Source organism: Maribacter aquivivus (assembly GCF_900142175.1).
GTDB classification, from domain to species: Bacteria; Bacteroidota; Bacteroidia; order Flavobacteriales; family Flavobacteriaceae; genus Maribacter; species Maribacter aquivivus.
Genome location: NZ_FQZX01000001.1, coordinates 1,176,782 through 1,195,515 on the forward strand (window position 1 = coordinate 1,176,782; position 18,734 = coordinate 1,195,515).

The 18,734-nt window shown below is 33.4% G+C and carries 13 protein-coding genes and 1 tRNA gene; 7 read left to right on the forward strand and 7 right to left on the reverse strand.

Features of this window, described 5'->3' with window-relative positions; genetic code table 11:
- Nucleotides 1-4 precede the first annotated feature (4 nt).
- Together BUC31_RS05060 and BUC31_RS05065 are read left to right on the forward strand one after the other, a co-directional pair.
- Nucleotides 5-1,975, forward strand: coding sequence for a hypothetical protein (locus tag BUC31_RS05060; RefSeq protein WP_139251894.1), 1,971 nt, complete (start codon nucleotides 5-7; stop codon nucleotides 1,973-1,975).
- Entirely contained in the window at nucleotides 1,972-5,970 is a 3,999-nt protein-coding gene (locus BUC31_RS05065; RefSeq protein ID WP_073241848.1) for a DUF2194 domain-containing protein, read from the forward strand. The genes BUC31_RS05060 and BUC31_RS05065 overlap by 4 nt, the downstream gene beginning before the upstream one ends.
- A gap of 147 nt (nucleotides 5,971-6,117) precedes the next feature.
- On the opposite strand, the gene BUC31_RS05070 is transcribed toward BUC31_RS05065, so the two are convergent.
- Nucleotides 6,118-6,516: a TonB-dependent receptor gene (locus BUC31_RS05070; RefSeq protein WP_084134945.1), complete on the reverse strand. Its 399-nt coding sequence runs from the start codon at nucleotides 6,514-6,516 to the stop codon at nucleotides 6,118-6,120.
- 70 nt (nucleotides 6,517-6,586) lie between these two features.
- Between BUC31_RS05070 and BUC31_RS05075 the strand changes: the two genes are divergently transcribed.
- Complete coding sequence (locus BUC31_RS05075; protein WP_073241852.1) at nucleotides 6,587-6,973, forward strand: DUF423 domain-containing protein; 387 nt, start codon at nucleotides 6,587-6,589, stop codon at nucleotides 6,971-6,973.
- A gap of 1 nt (nucleotide 6,974) precedes the next feature.
- Here BUC31_RS05075 and BUC31_RS05080 read toward each other — a convergent pair whose 3' ends face one another.
- From BUC31_RS05080 to BUC31_RS05090, 4 genes are all read right to left on the reverse strand, one after another.
- On the reverse strand, nucleotides 6,975-8,513 hold the full coding sequence (locus tag BUC31_RS05080) for a peptidase associated/transthyretin-like domain-containing protein (RefSeq protein ID WP_073241854.1): 1,539 nt from the start codon (nucleotides 8,511-8,513) through the stop codon (nucleotides 6,975-6,977).
- 105 nt (nucleotides 8,514-8,618) lie between these two features.
- Nucleotides 8,619-8,762 carry a hypothetical protein gene (locus BUC31_RS20285; RefSeq protein WP_170861929.1) on the reverse strand — a complete coding sequence of 48 codons (144 nt, stop codon included), beginning with the start codon at nucleotides 8,760-8,762 and terminating at the stop codon, nucleotides 8,619-8,621.
- 7 nt (nucleotides 8,763-8,769) lie between these two features.
- Complete coding sequence (gene feoB / locus BUC31_RS05085) at nucleotides 8,770-10,956, reverse strand: ferrous iron transport protein B (protein ID WP_073241856.1); 2,187 nt, start codon at nucleotides 10,954-10,956, stop codon at nucleotides 8,770-8,772.
- A complete protein-coding gene (locus BUC31_RS05090) occupies nucleotides 10,953-11,198 on the reverse strand; it encodes a FeoA family protein (protein WP_073241858.1) in 246 nt (81 codons plus the stop codon). Before BUC31_RS05090 ends, feoB begins: the two co-directional genes overlap by 4 nt.
- A 358-nt stretch (nucleotides 11,199-11,556) precedes the next feature.
- On the opposite strand from BUC31_RS05090, the gene BUC31_RS05095 reads away from it, so the two are divergent.
- Nucleotides 11,557-13,206 (forward strand): hypothetical protein, encoded by a 1,650-nt coding sequence (locus BUC31_RS05095; RefSeq protein ID WP_139251895.1) that lies wholly within the window; start codon nucleotides 11,557-11,559, stop codon nucleotides 13,204-13,206.
- Between the two features lie 52 nt (nucleotides 13,207-13,258).
- Here BUC31_RS05095 and BUC31_RS05100 read toward each other — a convergent pair whose 3' ends face one another.
- Nucleotides 13,259-13,933, reverse strand: coding sequence for an SCO family protein (locus BUC31_RS05100; protein ID WP_073241862.1), 675 nt, complete (start codon nucleotides 13,931-13,933; stop codon nucleotides 13,259-13,261).
- A gap of 162 nt (nucleotides 13,934-14,095) precedes the next feature.
- Between BUC31_RS05100 and rseP the strand changes: the two genes are divergently transcribed.
- The 3 genes from rseP (at nucleotide 14,096) to BUC31_RS05115 (ending at nucleotide 17,050) form a co-directional block, all read left to right on the forward strand.
- On the forward strand, nucleotides 14,096-15,448 hold the full coding sequence (rseP, locus tag BUC31_RS05105; RefSeq protein ID WP_073241864.1) for an RIP metalloprotease RseP: 1,353 nt from the start codon (nucleotides 14,096-14,098) through the stop codon (nucleotides 15,446-15,448).
- An 80-nt stretch (nucleotides 15,449-15,528) separates the two neighbouring features.
- Nucleotides 15,529-15,602 (forward strand) — tRNA-Asn (locus BUC31_RS05110).
- 224 nt (nucleotides 15,603-15,826) lie between these two features.
- Nucleotides 15,827-17,050 carry a site-specific integrase gene (locus tag BUC31_RS05115; RefSeq protein ID WP_073241866.1) on the forward strand — a complete coding sequence of 408 codons (1,224 nt, stop codon included), beginning with the start codon at nucleotides 15,827-15,829 and terminating at the stop codon, nucleotides 17,048-17,050.
- 115 nt (nucleotides 17,051-17,165) lie between these two features.
- On the opposite strand, the gene BUC31_RS05120 is transcribed toward BUC31_RS05115, so the two are convergent.
- Nucleotides 17,166-18,731 carry a Fic family protein gene (locus BUC31_RS05120; RefSeq protein ID WP_073241868.1) on the reverse strand — a complete coding sequence of 522 codons (1,566 nt, stop codon included), beginning with the start codon at nucleotides 18,729-18,731 and terminating at the stop codon, nucleotides 17,166-17,168.
- Between the last annotated feature and the right edge of the window lie 3 nt (nucleotides 18,732-18,734).

Consider the following 18,734-nt stretch of genomic DNA (forward strand, 5'->3'; position numbering starts at 1 on the left):
GTTTATGAATACGGTATTGTTGGGTCCTTTTAGAATCATGTTAGTGTTACTTTTTGTCGTTTTGATTTATCAAATGATGGTAAGGCACGAACTAAAGCGTTACAATTTAGACTATGTAATGTCACGTGGGATAATTGCCGGTAGTGCAGTAATGACAACCTTATTTTTTCTAATTATGGGAAAAGTATATGATCGGTTCTCAATTTTTATCTTTTTCTTGATTTTTATTATTGGATTATATATTCATGTGTTCCCTGTATGTAATTTGAAGACCATGTTAGCGATAAAAAAGAAAACGCTATTTAGTATCATAAATAGGGTTAATAAAACAAATTTCAATAGTATTTCATTTTTTTCTGCCTTGTTGAAATCTATTAAACCTAAACTATTCAATTACCCCTTGTTTGCCGCAGTTTTTGTTTCTTTCGTTTGTCTATTCTCAAGGTATCAATTTCTAAGTAATGACCTATACGTTCTCTCAAATGTATGGTTAAATAAGCTTGAATTGGTAAAGTTGATTAACGAAAACCAATGGTTCGGGTCAGACCTTATTATGCCGGGTGAACAAGCACTTATAAATCTATATGCCAAAACTATTAATATCAGTGAGGAAATGGCCTTACACTCATTTGGTCTTCTAGAGGTTTTTGGTCTATCGATGGTTTTATTTTGGTTCGTTGGTAAACTGTCGCGTTCAACATTTTATATTCCTTTTATATCCTTGTTGTTTTTTGGTTTTTTTTATGGCGTACTACCCATGAACATTAATCTTTTACTAGAAAATAATCCAGTACACCTCGCATTATTTTTCGCATTTCCATCTATGTTGTTTACGTTATATCCAAAATTACTGACCGAGAACAAAAAACGATTTTTTTTGTATTTATGCCTTGTTTACTCCTCCATTGCTATTATTAACCTTTTTGTGTTTATTTGGTTAATTCCTATTTTTTTGGTTTTTGCCGGCATCGTACGTGAAAAACAAAAGGTAATTCATTGGGTCTTAAGTGCCACTGCATTTAGCCTAGTTGGTTTAGTTGTTTTGGCAATTTATTTTATCAGATGTTATACCATTAAAAGGCCTTTTGTAAGTTTTTTTAAAGAAAATCTAATTCGTACGGATATGTATTCCTATTTTCCGCAGTTAGATATTCCCCTAGAATCCTTACTTAAAATATATTCTAGCTTGGGTATTCTTTTAATGCTGCTTATAATTCCTATCTATATTATAAAAGGTAAGCAGTGGAGACCGGTATTGGTCATTTTACTTTTGTTTAATGCGTTCATAAACTTAAGGTTCATACCTAGTAATTGGATAGATATGGATATGTTTTATCAAGCATTGACTCCAATGATTATTATTTGTATTGGTATGGGATTAGGGGTCTTAAATTTTTTTTTAGGGTATATCTGGTCTTATTCAAAACGCTTTAAGTATGGCACAATATTAATTGCCAGTACGTTTTTATTGGTCATTGCGCTACAAAATAAAGTATTTGCTTTAGAAGGTTTAAAAGAAAAAGAGCCCTTAAAGGATGTTATAATTTCGGTATACGATGAACTGTCTAAAGAATATTTGCCTTTTACCTATGCCGTTGTAAATAGCAATTATGCCGTACAAATAAGTAAAAGCAATCATAGGTATATGGAATATGATTTTTTTGTAACCGATTATTTACAAAAAGACGCACATTACCATAAAGTAAAAGATGATTTGGCATATTTAAAAAAACACCCTGAAGTAGTTTTGCCCAATACTATTTTCGTTTTTGTAGCTCAGGTACCATTACATAAAGAGTCTTCATCTTTAGATACCCCAACGAAATATGTGAAAGCTATTAAGAATAGTATCGAAATATTAAAAAGTAGGGGTAGAAAGGTAGAAATATTTCATGAAGCAGATAATTTAAAGGTTTTTAAAATAACCAATGAGGACAAGGCCTCAAAAATAGTTGAACTTATTTTTACATTATGAAAAAAGGGCCAATTTACGTTTTACTTATTTTATTATTTTTTGTCATAGTTGGTTGCCAAAAAGACTTATATCGTTTCACGACGCAATTCAAAGACCCTAAAATCAGTAAAGGTTCACCTGTAGTTCTGTTAATTACGGATGCAAACCTACATGGTAATGTATTGGAATCAGAAAATTTAAAAAAGACCTTGGATTATACTAAAATTCCACATAGTACTGCAAGAGTGAGTCAATTTAACTTGAATCCTATTATAGATGAATCTGTAAGGGTAGTCTCTGTTTATGAAACAATGAATATTAATGACAGGGGTATAGATTCTTTATATGCGTATGTAGCAAAAGGCGGTACTTTGCAGATAACAAAGGCATTAAGTGATCCTAGAATGTTTTTTTTAATGGGTATTAGGCCAGAAACAGATCCAAAAAAAAATATTATAGCAAAAGGTTTTCATTTGAATAGGTCCCTATTTCCCAATAAGTTAGGTTTTTCCTATTCTTTTAAAGATCCTTTTTTGGGGTATGACGGAGATAATTTTAAAAACGAGGCGGTTACCATAGTCTCCGCAATGAATGATTCTAATTATCCTGTAGTACTAAAACATAAAGTAGGAAATGGTAATGTGGTACTTTTAAATTTAGATTTCACACTTCAAAAAAATATGAGAGGACTTCTTTTTTCCACCCTTCTGTATGGTTTAGAAGGTATTCCTTATCCCGTTGCTAATGTGTCCACCATTTTTTTGGACGATTTTCCTTCCCCTATGTACAACATACTTAAGGAGCCCATAAAGTCTGAAATGAATTTGACCATGGCGGATTATGTAAAGGATGTTTGGTGGCCCGACATGAAAAAACTAGCTAAAAGACATGATATTAAATATACAGCCTATCTGACGTTTGACTATAATAACAATACAACCCCACCTTTTGTCTTTAAAGAGTGGGATGCTACTAGAACTTTGACTAAAAAAGAGGGTAATCAAAGTAGTAGCGCATGGATTACAAAAAACATAATTAGCAGCGGCCATGAATTAGGTTTTCACGGGTATAACCATGTATCACTATTGGAGCAAGAATGGAAAAATCCGGTATTTATATCAACTGCCTTGAAATCTGCTTTAAAAAAGTGGAATATATTGGATTTTCAGAATATGCCTATTTCCTATGTACCTCCTAGTAATTATATAGATAGTATGGGGATGCAAAGATTAGTTGAGACAATGCCAAGTTTACGTTTTATGCAAAGCACCTATTTAGGCCATTTTGAAGAGGGTGGAAATAGGGAGTTTGATCCAGAACCATGGAATAAACATTTTTTTGATTATCCAAGAATAAGTAGTGGTTTTAATATAGAACCAGAAAAAGAATGGGCTATAGAATCTATGTATATCTATACTGGAATATGGACACACTTTATACATCCGGATGATATTTATCAAATACCCGATGGGTCAAATAAAGAAACTAGTGCCGATTTTGATTACCGGAATAAATATAGGTTGAACTGGTATTCTGCAAATGGAAAAAAGGGAATGTTAGATACCTTTGAGGATTACTTGGTAGCTTTTAAGAAAAACCACCCTTTTACAAGATTTTTTAACGCCACACAATCCTCATATATTACAAGTAATTGGAGATATGGGCGGTTCAACCATATGTATGATAATGGTATTTATGAAGTAGAAAGTTTTGCACATGAAAATGGTAAGGGACCATATTATTGGTTCATTTACGTTGACAATGAACATATAGAGGATGCTGATTTAATATTCTCAAATAAAAATATTAGGAATAGGAAACTACCCATATTGAATGGTTTCCTTTATACCATAGAAACACCTGCACCTTATCTATTTGTTAAGGATTTTGAAAAGCGGTTATCGGCAGATAAAGAAAGTGCGCTTTTTAATAAAGTCTTACAGAAAAGGGACACCTATTATGTATTGAGGAAGTCACTAGTACCATTGGAAAACCAACTTAAAAAATTGGTAAGTAATGATAATATACCTGAAGCCATAGAATTAATCGAAAATTATTTAAGCGCAAACGGGCAGGCAAATAAGACTTTGTTAAAAAAGTATGCAACCTATATGAGTTGGCAAAACAAAGGAAATGCTTTTTGGGATAAATACAATCTCTATTTTCTAAAAAGCCAAGACAGCTTATTATCCGATTTATCAAATGAATTAAGTAAAATCGTGTATTATCCTACCAACGAGGTAAGACAACTTTGGTTAGAAAGACAATTAAAATTTAATACTAAGAATAGTTCAGTTCTCAATGAATATTATGATGATTTCAATACACCAGAAAATATACTAATGATAAAGTATGTGTTAAGGCGATTATGTGTATTGGAACCTTCATTAAAAAACGAAAAAAGATATATTAGGCTTTTATTACAAACAAATGCTCAGGAACTGATGAGTAAATTACATACAGTAACCCCCTGCAGTTTAAACGATAAGGCATTGGCAACAGATATTGCGTGGACCTATGCTAACCGACTATTATTTGATAAAGCCTTGCAATGGCAAAGTTGTAGCGAAAATATAAATCAGGCAACGATTGATTATTGGCGTTTACATACAAAGGATCTTATAAAATTTAAAACACAAGATTATAACTATTACCTGAGTTTGCTAATAGCAAATGACACTAAAAAGGCCGCTCAAGAGTTACGGGGAAAAGCCCCTTGCCAAGAAGGTTTAAAGGAATATGCAGATAAAATCACAAAGCTTTTTGGTGATCTGGGTGACTATACTAATGCATTGGCCTGGTCGGTATGTGCAGAGAATATTTCTGTAATAGATAAAATGAATTGGTATTTTGAAGTTGGTCAAATGGATATCTTAAAAGATTTTTTCAAGAAATACATTAGGGATTACCCTGCTGATTTTGAAGCCAGTAACTATATGACCACCTTGTTATTATACAATGGTGAGGTAAAAGAAGCGGCAAAAATTACAATCGGCGTTCCGATGCATGAAAGGGATGTGAAAATGTTGGCTGTATTAAATAATGAGGTAAAACAAATGGATTTACAACCTCAACTCGAATTTTATAGGGTATTTCAGGGGCTTTTGAGCCCATCTTTAGTCATAGACATTCAAAAAAAGGAAAGAAAACAACAGGGGAGTAGTTTAGGTGTGGAATACTTTAGTATAAATAATAAACTAGACCCCACTTTATCTTCTTTTGGTCTTTACTACGATTATTTTAATAAAAAAGGAAATAGACATCGTTTTATGCTTACCCAATCAGCTATGTTGCCTATTGAGATGGAAACGTTCCTGCCAGACAATATGGAAAGGCAGTTATTTGGGGTAGATTATAGATTCGATTTACAACCTAATAATGATAAAAATTATTATTTCCACGGAAGGATTGAAAAGGACGATACCAGTACCTTTTATTTTCAGGCTGGTATTGGTTTTAACAAAAACAAGGGCAAGAAATTTACGGCCTTGCAGTTAGAGATTTTTCCCGTAAGGTCAGGTCCTGGGCATGTACTTAAGATTTATAGATTTATGTTCAATGCTTATAAGGAAATTCCATTAGGAAACCGTTTTTTACAGATTCTAGCATTAGAGTCTAATTATTATACAGATGGTGAATATGACGCTACTATACTTGCCAATTTAAGGTATGATATTTTTAAAGAGAGCAAATTTCAATTTGGACCATTACTTGAAGGAGCTTTGGGTAGAGGCTCTATTGATCGTCGTTTAGGATATCCTTATTGGTTGGCAAAAAAGAGAATCTATGGAGGTGGAGGGGCACAATTAACTCTTGGGAATGATAAAACTAGGTTTAAGCTACTAACGGATTTTGGAATTTTTGCGGAAAATGAACAGCCCAATTTTGAAAGGTATACCGGTAACTTATCATATCGTTTGGCAGATTATACCACACTTAATAGCTCTTTTGAAGTGTATACCATTAAAAACTTTTATTCAAATGTTTTCCGTATGGGAATTCAATATAAGTTTTAATAATCTTTTTTAAGATGTAAACTATAAAAGTACTACTAATCAAAATCTGTAAGAATATTACAGATTATTCAAGCGTTACATTTTTTAAAAACTAATAGTATAATTATATATCCAATTAAAATTTAAATTGGTTTAAACTGATAATTTTTAGTACGTATTAAATAGAATAACCCCATTTGAAGCTTGGGTTCCGTAACCCGCAGCATCTGCGCCAGAGAGAATAACTATTTTCTTCACGTTGTAACTGTCTATCAGTTCGTTTACAGAATGAAACGAATTTCCAATTACTTGATTATTTAAAACGTATAAAGGTTCTTGATTTCCGCCAGAATCGAACGAGTTTGTCGTTTTATTTAAAATGGGAACATTATTTTGTAGCACTACTCCTGGCTTTTGTCTTATGCGTTGCAGTAGTGAAACATTAGCTCTATTCTTTTCTCTTAGTTCAGTATCTAATGATGATTTGTCTTTGGTGGTACTTTTCGCAGGACCGCAACTACACAATAGTAGTACTGCTATTATGCAAAGAGATAGATAGGTTTTCATTTTTCTTGGATAATGGTTTCTGTAATTTATGAATTAAAAGGAGATGACAGTATCTTTGAATTAAAAAGATATGGTTTTAGTTGCGCAATTGATAGGGGCGTTGTTGGGTTTATTAACAGTTGTTTTTGGTGCTTTTGGTGCACATTTACTAAAGAAAACCTTTACTGCAGAACAATTGAACAGTTTTGAAACGGGAGTGAAATATCAAATGTATCATGCGCTTTTAATATTGATGCTGAGCTTTAACCTTAATCTAGAAACAGGGCTTGAGAAAGCTATTATCTATTGTCTAATTATTGGAACCATCCTATTTTCTTTTAGTATTTACGGATTATGCATTTCTGCATCTAAAGGAAATAAAATCAAAATCTTGGGTCCCATAACCCCGCTTGGCGGACTCTTTTTAGTAGTAGGCTGGGGGTTATTATTCTACAGTTTTATTAAAAATTTAATTTAATTTACTCTGCAGATATAGCTGTAAATTCTTTGATTGCTGTATTTGGTTCCATAATAGCATACCCTTCCCAGAAAGTTGGGTCGTATTTAGGCATATAAGTAGGTGATATGGTGTTGTTTTCCGTAAAACCATCATAAGTAGCCTGAGTAATATTTTCGGACTCAAATACAATCATTTCATTCTTTTCTACACTGATAATTACAAAATCCATATTTCCAGATAATTCATTCTGCTTATTTCTACCTTTTACAATTTTATTTTTTTCAATAATTTTCAGTGGTCTTCTTACACCAACCCTCATACCATTTTCAGATTCGTAGTAGCGTACACCATAAAAGCCATCTTTACCCTTGTTGTAAATTATTTTCCCCTTAGATAGGTAATTGTTAGTTGAAATGCCCAGTAGACTAAATTTACTCGTAGGTTTAACATTAGAATAATCCACTTGTATTACTGCAAAATCATCTGCATTTACATATAAAGTACCTTCATAGTCTGCTGACCCATCTGGTTTAAAAGAAATTACATATACTGGGTTATCCCCTAAAAAGGTAAACTCTTGAAGCGTATAATCGTATTTTCTTTGCTTATCAATAAAATTAAGTTTGGAATCTTCTTGTGTTGGTAAACCACTAAATATTTTGGCTAGTTGGTCTCTTTTCCAATTACCATAATTTTTTTGCTGCTCTTCTTTACTTTTCTTTTTCTCTTCAAGCTCTTTATTCACAGCTGCTACATCGGTAGAATCCACATCTTCTTCAAAAAGAGTGCTTACTTCATCAGAATCAATTTTGAATGACAATAGACCAGATTTAATCTTAAAATAAGATCCAGGTGTTACATTTTCTTTTAAAATATTATTGAATCTTTCTTCGATTTTATCATAGTCAAATTCTGTGCTTTTGTCATATAACTTAGAGGCTTTCAATAAATTAAACTTTTGAAGTTCTTCGTCATGATTGCCATATAAATCTCCTACGATTTCAGAATAAAAACTATCATTTTTTGGAACAGTGTAGATGATACTATCAATAAATTTTTGGTTCAATACATCTATAGAAGATTTTTTAACCTTAAAATCACTTTGCGTCCAACGGTCAAAATTCGATGTTCGGTGAAAAAGTCTTTTTTTCGAAAGATCATTAGAATAATTCTTTTCTAGATTATCCTCAACGAAATCCATGATTTCATCGGCAGTATAATTCTTGTTAGAGACAATAACTTCTCTTAACTCTATAGCTTTAGGTACAAGTGCAATTTTGGTTGTAGTGAATTCAGAAATGGGTTTAGACAAGGTCTCGTAACCCATAATAGATATAATAAGGGAATCATATTCTTTTATGACATCACCAAATACTAAATTAAAACTACCCTCTTCATTAGAAATGGCCCACTTATCTTTTAATTGCACTGAGGCGAATGGTATGGGTTGTTGGCTAACACTGTCAATAACAGTTGCAGTTAAGCTTTGTGCCTTGGCATTAAATAGGTTGAAAATTAGAAATGCGAAAAAAGCTAGAAGAGGTAATTTAGTATTCATAGGTTCGATTATTCTTACGCAATCTAGACGAACCAAAGTAAGTAACGTTACAATTTTAGAAACTGTTATGAACGTTTTAAATAAATTTTAACAAAAATCTAAACACTAATGACAGCCACAACCATCTTGCCCGCAAGCCTTTGAACTCTCTTTTTTGCTAGACCAAATAGATTTTGGAATAAAAAATTTACTAACTATATAACCAACAGAAATAGCTAAAGTAATGTAAACTAAAATGTGTTGTATCATGTGTTTTTTATTTTAATAATTGATAAGCTATTAAAGCTACAATATAAGCAAATAGGCTCATAAATACTAGCTGACCCGCTGGCCATTTCCAAGAATTCGTTTCTCTTTTTACTACAGCAAGTGTACTCATACATTGCATTGCAAATGCATAAAATAGAAGTAAGGACACACCAGAGGCCAAATTAAATAGTGGTTTTTGAGTTCTAGGGTTTACTTCTGCAGCCATTCTGTTTTTTATGGTTTCTTCTTCATCATTACCTACGCTGTAAATAGTTGCCAATGTGCCAACAAAAACTTCTCTAGCTGCAAAGGAGGTGATGACGGCAATACCAATTTTCCAGTCATAACCTAAAGGTCTTACAATTGGTTCTATAGCTTTACCCATATGACCCATATAAGAATGCTCTAATTTATACCCTGCTATTTCTTGTGCTAATGCGCGTTCTTCAAGTTCCTTTTGTTGGCTTGAAGCGTTAGGGGCATTTATATCTAAACCATCTTGATGGGTCTCAAAATAAATTTCACTACTAGTGCTGAAGCCTTCTTGTTCCACGCGGTTGGTTACAATGGTCTCTGCATTTTTAAATTCATCAGAAGATCCGTTAGAACCTAAAAACCATAGTATAATTGAAATTGCCAAGATTATTTTACCTGCCCCGAAAACAAAACTTTTAGTCTTTTCAAGAACGGTATAGCCAACGTTTTTAAGCAATGGTAATTTGTAATTCGGCATTTCTACCACAAAGAAAGATTTGCTTTTTATTTTAAGTATTTTGTTTAAGATTACTGCCGATAAAATAGCAGCTCCAAAACCCATTAAGTACAATGACATTAAGGTTAGTGCTTTATAACTCAAACCTAGAAAACTACCTTCGGGTATTACCAAAGCTATAATAATCAGGTATACCGGTAAGCGTGCTGAGCACGTGGTAAACGGAGTTACCAATATGGTAATTAGTCTTTCCTTCCAGTTTTCAATGGTTCTGGTGGCCATTACTGCAGGTATTGCGCAAGCGGTACCCGATATTAATGGAACAACACTTTTACCGCTTAAACCAAACGGACGCATTATCCTATCCATTAAAAATACAACCCTACTCATGTAGCCTGTTTCTTCTAACAAGGCTATAAAAAGAAACAAGAAAGCTATCTGCGGAATGAATATAACAATACCACCAATACCAGCTAAAATGCCTTCTGCAATCAGATTTGTAAAAACCCCAGGTGGCAATGTATTTTTTACCCATTCTGTAGCGGACGCAAAGAATCCGTCAATTAAATCCATCGGGTATTCGCTCCACCCATAAATCGCCTGAAATATGGTTAACAGTATTAGAAAAAATATTAGATAGCCAAAAATTTTATGGGTTAATACTTTGTCTAAAGTTGCTCTAAAACCCTTAGCGGCATTAACGTCAACTTTATAGGTTTCTTTTAAGATACCATTTATAAATTGGTATCTTAAAATGGTCTCTTTTTGCTGTAGACGTTTTAATTCAGATTTAGATTTAGTGGCAAATGAAGAGGCATCTTTAAATAGCGTCTTTTCAAGAGGCATAAAATTGACATCTTGTGTAATTACCAACCATAATTTGTACACGTCTTCTTTTGGGAATGCGGTAGCAAGTTTTTCAAAATATTCTGGTGCAATTACAGAAATATCTACATTTTGCGTTTTTGGTAAATTCTTGTGATCGGCTATTAACTCTCTAAGTTTGTCGATACCCGTTTCTTTACGGGTACTTACTAATGCAATTTTTGAGTTTAATTTCTTTTCTAATAATTCAATATCAATAGTAATACCCTTGCGAGACATACGGTCTGCCATGTTAATGACTAGTATGGTGGGTATTTTTAAATCTTTTATTTGTGTAAAAAGTAGCAGGTTTCTTTTTAGGTTCTCTACATCAGAAACTACAATGGCGACATCTGGGTGATCTTTATCGTTTTTATTAAGAAGTAACTCGACCGCAACACTTTCATCTAACGAAGTAGTGTTTAAACTATACGTTCCTGGTAAATCTAAAATATGGGCTTTTACACCTCGGGGAAGTTTACAGATTCCTTCTTTTTTCTCAACCGTTATACCTGGGTAGTTACCTACTTTTTGGTTTAACCCGGTAAGTTGATTAAAAACCGAAGTTTTACCAGTGTTCGGGTTCCCAATAAGGGCTACATTGATTTGTTTGCTCATATAACCGTATTATCTTCAATAATATCAAGTGCTATATGCAAAGCCATTTCTCTTCTAATGGCAATATGTGATCCGTTAACATTGATATAGATAGGGTCGTTTAATGGAGCTACTTGCACTAATTCTACAACGTTGCCAGGTAAACAACCTAGTTCTAGCAGTTTTATAGGTAGTAGGTTTTCAGTGAATTCTTTTATAATTCCCTTTTGACCTCTTTTTAAATGTGCGACTGTAGTTTCCAATCTTTATTTAGATTCATTATAAGTAAGGCAAAAGTAATGGAAATAATATTATTACCTATACTTTTTAGCATAATTAACGGCTAATGCTTGGGCTAATCAATGGTTTTGTAAACCGATGTCGTTACAGATTAAAATCTGTGAAATATTATCTTAACTATACCGTTGAATATGTGTATTTTATTAACATATTAATTTTATATGATTGATTTAATGAGATATTCGGAATTGCCTTTTCTTTCTACAGATCAATGCTTCTAGAAAAAAGCGCAACATTTTGTAATTATAAAAATAACAATGCAATTATCTTAAAAGACCAGAAAAGAGTAATCAACTTAATTAAATACATAAATAACCAATTATGAAAAAACCATTATTAGTGCTATTCCTTTTTGGAACGATGTCCATTTTTGGGCAATCAACCAAAAGCAAGAATATTAAAGTGGCAATTCCTAGTTATGCAAAAAAACCTGTTCCCCAGAATGTAAATACGTATATGGGGGCATTTGCAAACTCAAAGAATGCTGCTTTACCTTTTACTGAAGAAGCCTTTAAAAATGCTTTGAAATTTCAAGATTTCACAAAATTAACAGATGAGAACGGAACGCCAGATTTTCTATTTGCGTTGAACGGATTGTCGATAAAAGATTTAAACTTAACAATATCTCGAAGTAAGGCAAATGAAACCTACAGTGTCTCTATTGTGCCTAAAGCAGATGCTGCAATAGGGATATTGACCATGTTAAATGGTGAAAGTGTGCATTACAATCGTATTGCGGTTCTTCCAAAGGCAGATTCACAAGGAACAATTATTCCTGTAGTTCTTGATTTTACGTTCGAAGAAGAAGAGAAATATTTAACTTTTGCTAATGATGAACAGGCAAAAGGTACACCCTATTTGGTTGAAGAATATTTAAGAGTAAACCTTGGTGATAATTTTTTGACTGAAACATTGGCGCCTGTACTTTATGAGGATTATGATATTAGAGCGAATACAGAATTTGAAAAATTCTATTTTATAAAAGATAAGAAGACAGAAGGTCTAGAAGATGAAACAAAAGCCAAGGTTGCGGACTTTGAAGAAATGTCTACTACTTTTACCAACTTGGAGCAATTAAGAGCAGGTAAAGAACAATTACATTCTTATAAAACGTATTGGGAAGAAAAATTAGCTGCCTATGATTTGTCAAGTAAGACAGGTAAAAAAGCAGGCTGGGGATTAATCATGAACCTATATAACGTTGCTTTGATGCAAGAAGATTTTGAAGCTGCATCTAAGTATATGGAAATGGCTTTAGAGACCGAAGAAAAGAAATGGATAACGAGAGGGAAGAAAAATGCATTTGATAAACATTACGCAAGTTATGTTTTAAATTATGATAAAGATTCTGGAGAGCGTATCTATTCTGAAGGGTATACCGTTGATCCAATCTTAGCAAAAATTGCCAAAAAAGAAGCTATTCAAGGCAATAATGTAGATAAGGCAGTAGGGTATGTAATTAAAGATGATGGTGAAAAGATGGAAGGTAAAATTTCCATGCGTTTTTCACCTCAAGAACAAGAAGGCGGTAATATTATGGATGTTAGTGGAGACACTACTGCAAAAAGAGTAACAGTTACTTATGTAAATGCAAAAGGTAAAACCAAAAACGCTTCTTTGAAGTGTAAAGAGGTGTCTGAAATCGTAATTGAAGACAGAGTGTTTGAGCCCGTTAATCCTAAAAAAGGCTTTATCAAATCTACAGAAGCCGGCTTGTCCGGTTTTAATTTGAATAGTACAATTTTTATGCAACGCGTTTTCGTTGGTACAGGTATAAAACTATTTAAAGATTTAACAGATACAGATACCTATTATTTTAGCATTGATGGCGTTAAAAAGGCAGAAACAGCTAGTGCAGAATTTTTTGCTAGTTGTCCCGCACTTGCAGGACGTATTGAAGGTGGTGAGTTTTCAACATCTGAAGAAGATCAGATAAAGATTGCAAAAGCTTATTCTAACGAGTGTAAATAAGTTGGTATAGTTATAATTATAAAGTCCCCTGTACAATGTGTATGGGGGACTTTTACTTTTTATGAGATTCTTGAAGCACTTTAATATCTTCCATCAATTTTTCAATATCCTCCTTTTTTGTTCCATCATAGAAACCCCGAATTCTCTTTTTCTCATCTACTAAAATAAAGTTTTCGGTATGGATCATATCAAATGGTCCGCCATCACCATCAGTCTTTACGGCTAAATACGATTTACGGGCAAGGTCATAGATTTGTTTCTTATCGCCTGTAACTAAATTCCAATTGCTATCATCGACCCCTTTTTCCAAGGCATATTTTTTTAATTGGGCAACAGAATCAATTTCTGGTGTTACCGAGTGCGATAATAACATTACATCAGAATCTTTACCAAGCGATTGTTGAAGATCTACCATGTTTTTGGTCATGATCGGGCAAATGGTAGGGCAAGTGGTAAAGAAGAAATCTGCTACGTAAATTTTACCTTCGTAATTATCTTGGGTAATCGTTTCGCCATTTTGGTTCGTTAAAGAGAAATCGGCGATAGTGTGGTATTTTCTAACATGCTGTATCTCTTCAGCTACCAATTCGGCATTTACCATCGCAGGTGAATAGACCGGTAATAGCTTTACGGGTTGTAAGGCATTGTAAAAAAGATACATGATAACTGCAGAAATAGGTATCAGTACCAGACCAAATAATTTGAATTTAGCGAAAAAAGAACGCATAAGAATTTTTAACAAAGGTACGCTAGGACTATTTATTTTTCAAGCCAATTCACCCTGTCAGCTGATAAATTATTCATAAAATACCACTCCCTCAGAGTGTTTCTTTTTTTTAGCGGTTGTAAAAATGTACTTTTGTGCGATTTTAATTTTCAGGAAAAAAGAATGAGCCCTATTATAATAAAGACAATACAATTTTTTTTAAGCCTTTCTATACTTATAGTACTACACGAGTTAGGACATTTTATACCAGCAAAATATTTTAAAACAAGAGTAGAGAAATTCTACTTATTCTTTGATGTGAAGTTTTCGCTTTTCAAAAAGAAAATAGGGGAGACCGAATATGGTATTGGTTGGTTGCCTTTAGGCGGATATGTAAAAATATCTGGAATGATAGATGAAAGCATGGATAAAGAAGCCATGGCAGAAGAACCGAAAGAGTGGGAGTTTAGAAGCAAACCGGCTTGGCAGCGATTAATTATAATGTTAGGTGGTGTTACGGTTAATTTCATTTTAGCAGTAATTATTTTTATTGGTTTGGCGTATGCTTATGGAGAAAAGTATATTGCGAATGACAGTTTAAAAGACGGAGTTTGGATTACTGATACTACTTTGGGTGATGCTCTTGGTATAGAAACAGGTGATAAGGTTCTTGCTGTTGATGGTAAAGATATTAAGTCTTTAAGTAGTATTATGCCAGAAGTAGTTTATGGCGAAAAGATAACCTTAGAACGTAATGGTACTAAAATTGAAAAAGATATTCCGGTAGATTTTATCGAAACCATATCTAATAATAAGGAAAATGCTAGGTTTATTAATTATAGAATACCATTTATAATAAGAGAAATTCCTGAAGATTCTCAAAATAAGGATAGTGGATTTAAGGCTGGTGATGCAGTTGTTGATATTGCAGGTAAGACCGTAGAATTTCAAGATCAAGTTATACCTGTGCTTGCTGCCAATAAAGGAAAAAGTGTTCCTGTTGTAGTAATTCGTGATGGGAATAAAGTTACGCTGAATGCAAAAGTTTCTGAAGAAGGTAAGTTTGGGGTTTATGCCGGATTAGGTTCTATGGAGGAATATCAGGAGAAAGGTTATTTTAAAGTAGAAACATTGAACTACACTTTCGTAGAATCAATCCCAGCCGGATGGAACAAAGGTGTTAAGACCCTTACAGACTATATCAAGGGAATGAAGAAGATTTTCAACCCTGATACAGGTGCTTATAAAGAGGTTGGTGGTTTTGCTGCCATTGGTGGTATGTTTCCAGATACTTGGAACTGGCATCAGTTTTGGGCTACAACTGCGTTTATCTCGATTATTCTAGCATTTATGAATATACTGCCTATTCCTGCATTAGATGGCGGGCACGTTATGTTTTTGCTCTATGAAATAGTTACAGGAAGAAAGCCAAGCGATAAGTTTTTAGAGTATGCTCAAGTAACAGGATTCTTTATTTTAATAGCTCTTTTACTGTTTGCAAATGGTAATGATGTTTATAAATTGATATTTAAATAAAAAAACTTTTTAAATTATTTGGCGAGTTTCAAAAAACTACTATATTTGCACCCGCTTTAGGAAACTAAAACGGGTTATTTTCCTCCTTAGCTCAGTTGGTTAGAGCATCTGACTGTTAATCAGAGGGTCCTTGGTTCGAGTCCAAGAGGGGGAGCAAAAAGCGAAATCCAATCTATTTATTTAGGTTGGATTTTTTGTTTTTACGTAGTATTTGCAAGGCTTAACTGCATTATGAGTAATAACAGTACTTTCCAATTATAAGTCAACTTGTCAAGTTATTTGCCGAAATAAGGGACCCAATTCGAGACCCATGTAATATTTCGAGGGACCCACTTTCTGAATTGTACGCCAATTGTTTAACATTAAAACCAATTGGTAATGAAAAATCAAAGCTTATCCATCCTGTTCGTTATTAAACTGAACAAAAAGAACAAAAAGGGGATGTGTCCTCTGAATGTTAGAATCACCTATTTAAAGAAACGAAAAGAAGCTTCTTCAGGTATAATGGTCAATCCATTACTGTGGGATTCCAAGCAACAGAGTAGTGCCTCTAGAGCTACTTCAGGTGAGCAAATTAACCAGCAGTTAGAAGTACAAGTAGCGGCAATTAGAAAGGCTTATTTGAAACTTCAATTAGGGAATGACGACTTTACAGTAGAGAATATATGGGATATGTTTTTAGGTAAGGTTGAAAAGAAGAATGAATATGTGATATCTTATTTTGAGAAGTTTTTAGTTAAGAAGTCCAAGCTAATAGGTAAAGACCTTAAAATGTCTACTTGGAAGAAGTCAGAATATGTTTGTGCTGACGTAGCAGCATTTATTAATTCTAAGTATCAGAAAAATGATTTCCCTTTAATTAAGCTAGACCAAACATTTTTAGATGATTTTGAATACTACCTTAAAACGGTAAAGAATCAGAAACAAGTAACAATAAACAAGTCGATACAAAGGTTCAGAAAACCTATTAAGATAGCCGTAGCTGAAGGATATCTTGTAAGTGACCCATTTGTAATGCATAAGCCTGGTCGGGTTAGAAAGGAAGTAATATTCCTTACAGAAGATGAATTGCAACTACTTGAAGAGTATAAATTCACACAGCCTAGACTACAATTGGTCAAAGATCTTTTCATCTTTTGTTGTTATACGGGATTAGCATACCACGAAATGGCAAACCTAAAAAGGGAACATATCATAAAGGGTTTTGACGGAAATGAATGGATAAAAATAAGGAGAGAGAAGACAAATAAACAAATATCAATACCATTGCTACCTAGGGCTAAAGTTATCATGATTAAGTATAACGAGATGAATGATTATGTACTTCCAAGGTTTAGTAATCAAAAGATTAATTCTTACCTAAAAGAAATTGCGGGGATAGTAGGCATCAATAAATCAATTACTCACCATATTGCTCGAAAGACTTTTGCGTCAACTGTACTGCTTTATAACGATGTTCCAATGGAGATTGTTAGTGAGTTGTTAGGGCATTCAAGTATGAAAATTACTCAAGAGTATTATGGAATGATTGTTCAGAAGAGGGTTGGTGAGGAGATGGAGAGGGTTTCAAGAAAATTGGAGCAACGGCCAGGTTATGAGTAGGTGCGTGGGTTAGCACTTAATATTGCAAGTATAATCCAAGTCGGAATATCCTAAATAATTTTCAGAGTAGGCGATAAAAAATAATTACTCATAGCCACTGTTGGGCTTTCGTTTCTTATTTTTTTGAATCAACTAATTTTGCTTCTGGCATTCCTTTTAGACTTAAATCGACTAGGTCAGAAATGAATTTAGCGAAGGGTTGAATATTACCTTTAACACTTGCTTCCTCTAATGCGCTCATATAATCATTCCTTCTTTCAACAGGGATTACAGTCCACGGATAATTTCCTGAAGCCAACATAGTATTCATTAAAAATCTTGCCATTCTTCCATTACCATCTGAATATGGGTGAATATATACAAAAAAGAAGTGACCCAATATTACTCTTGTTCCTGCATGATCTTCATTGATTAACAACTCAAATAATGCTGGCATTGCATCTCTCACAGCCTCCTTGCTCATTGGAACATGCCTTGAATTTGAAATATAAATAGGTCTATTTCTATAACCTGCTAAATCTGATGGCTTGCATAATCCAGATAAAACACTTGGAGAGAATAATTTTTGGTACCAAGTTGGATGATCCTTGTCTACTACTTTGCCTGCATTGGTACCATTTAGTATTTTTTCAATTGATGATTTAACTTCTTTGGATGCATCAAAATAGCCTTTTGCTGCCATTGCACTTTCAAGTTCTTTATGACCTTCATTTTCTAAAACATCCCACTCTCCGGTACTTACAAGTTCAATTAATTCCTCAGAAACTTTATATCTTTCAATAGATAAAGAATGATAAGCATCGGTTTTGTATATTTCATCAATTGAATTTAAATATTCATTAATTTTAATTGGCTGGTCTGGTCCAGTAGGGAATTGCTCAACAATAGTTTCTCTGTATTTGGCCCACTTTAGTTTTATTCTATTAACATGTGGAGAACTCTTTAAGTCAGAAAGATTTACCACACATTTTTCTTCAAATGGATCAATTTCTCTAACATCATGATCTAATGCTTTCATTGTGCTAACAATTTCATCAGCAATTTTATCAATCCCAATATTTCGAAATGCGCCAGCTAACCTTCCAGCTGGCCTAGTATGAGCACCATCAAGCAAAGGACCTAGTATTTGAGAAGCATCTTTTATCATTAGTAGTGCTGCTCTGACATCATTTGAATTAGAGGTGAACATAATAGGCTGAATATTGATTAATGATGATTCTAAATTGTAAACTCTGACATCATTTTTTTTATCTAAATTTTCTTTAGGTGGAACGTCTCCTTTTAACTCTAGAAGTTCAGTGTTGTAAAGAAGAGGAATAACTTTGTTTGGTCCGTTTGGGGATTTCGTGATAAGTTGTTCTGGAATAATTGTGTTTCCAACGTGTAATAAGAGTGATTGCTCAGGTGAAAGACAATACTTTCCTTTGTATTTATCTTCTAAATACCTAGAACAAAAGTTCCAATAAGATGTAAACCATGATGTAGACTCTCCTGGTTTGTCATTTGGATTAGTGAAAATGTACCATCCTTTCGATACTTCTTGTAAGAATCCATTTTTAGTTAATCTTTCTCTATGGGTTCTATTAATTTCAGAAGATTTAATAGCAACAATATTTTCATCTTGTTGAAGTTTCCGTAATTCTTTTAATGATGTTGCTAGTTTTTCTCCTGGTGTTGACATTTT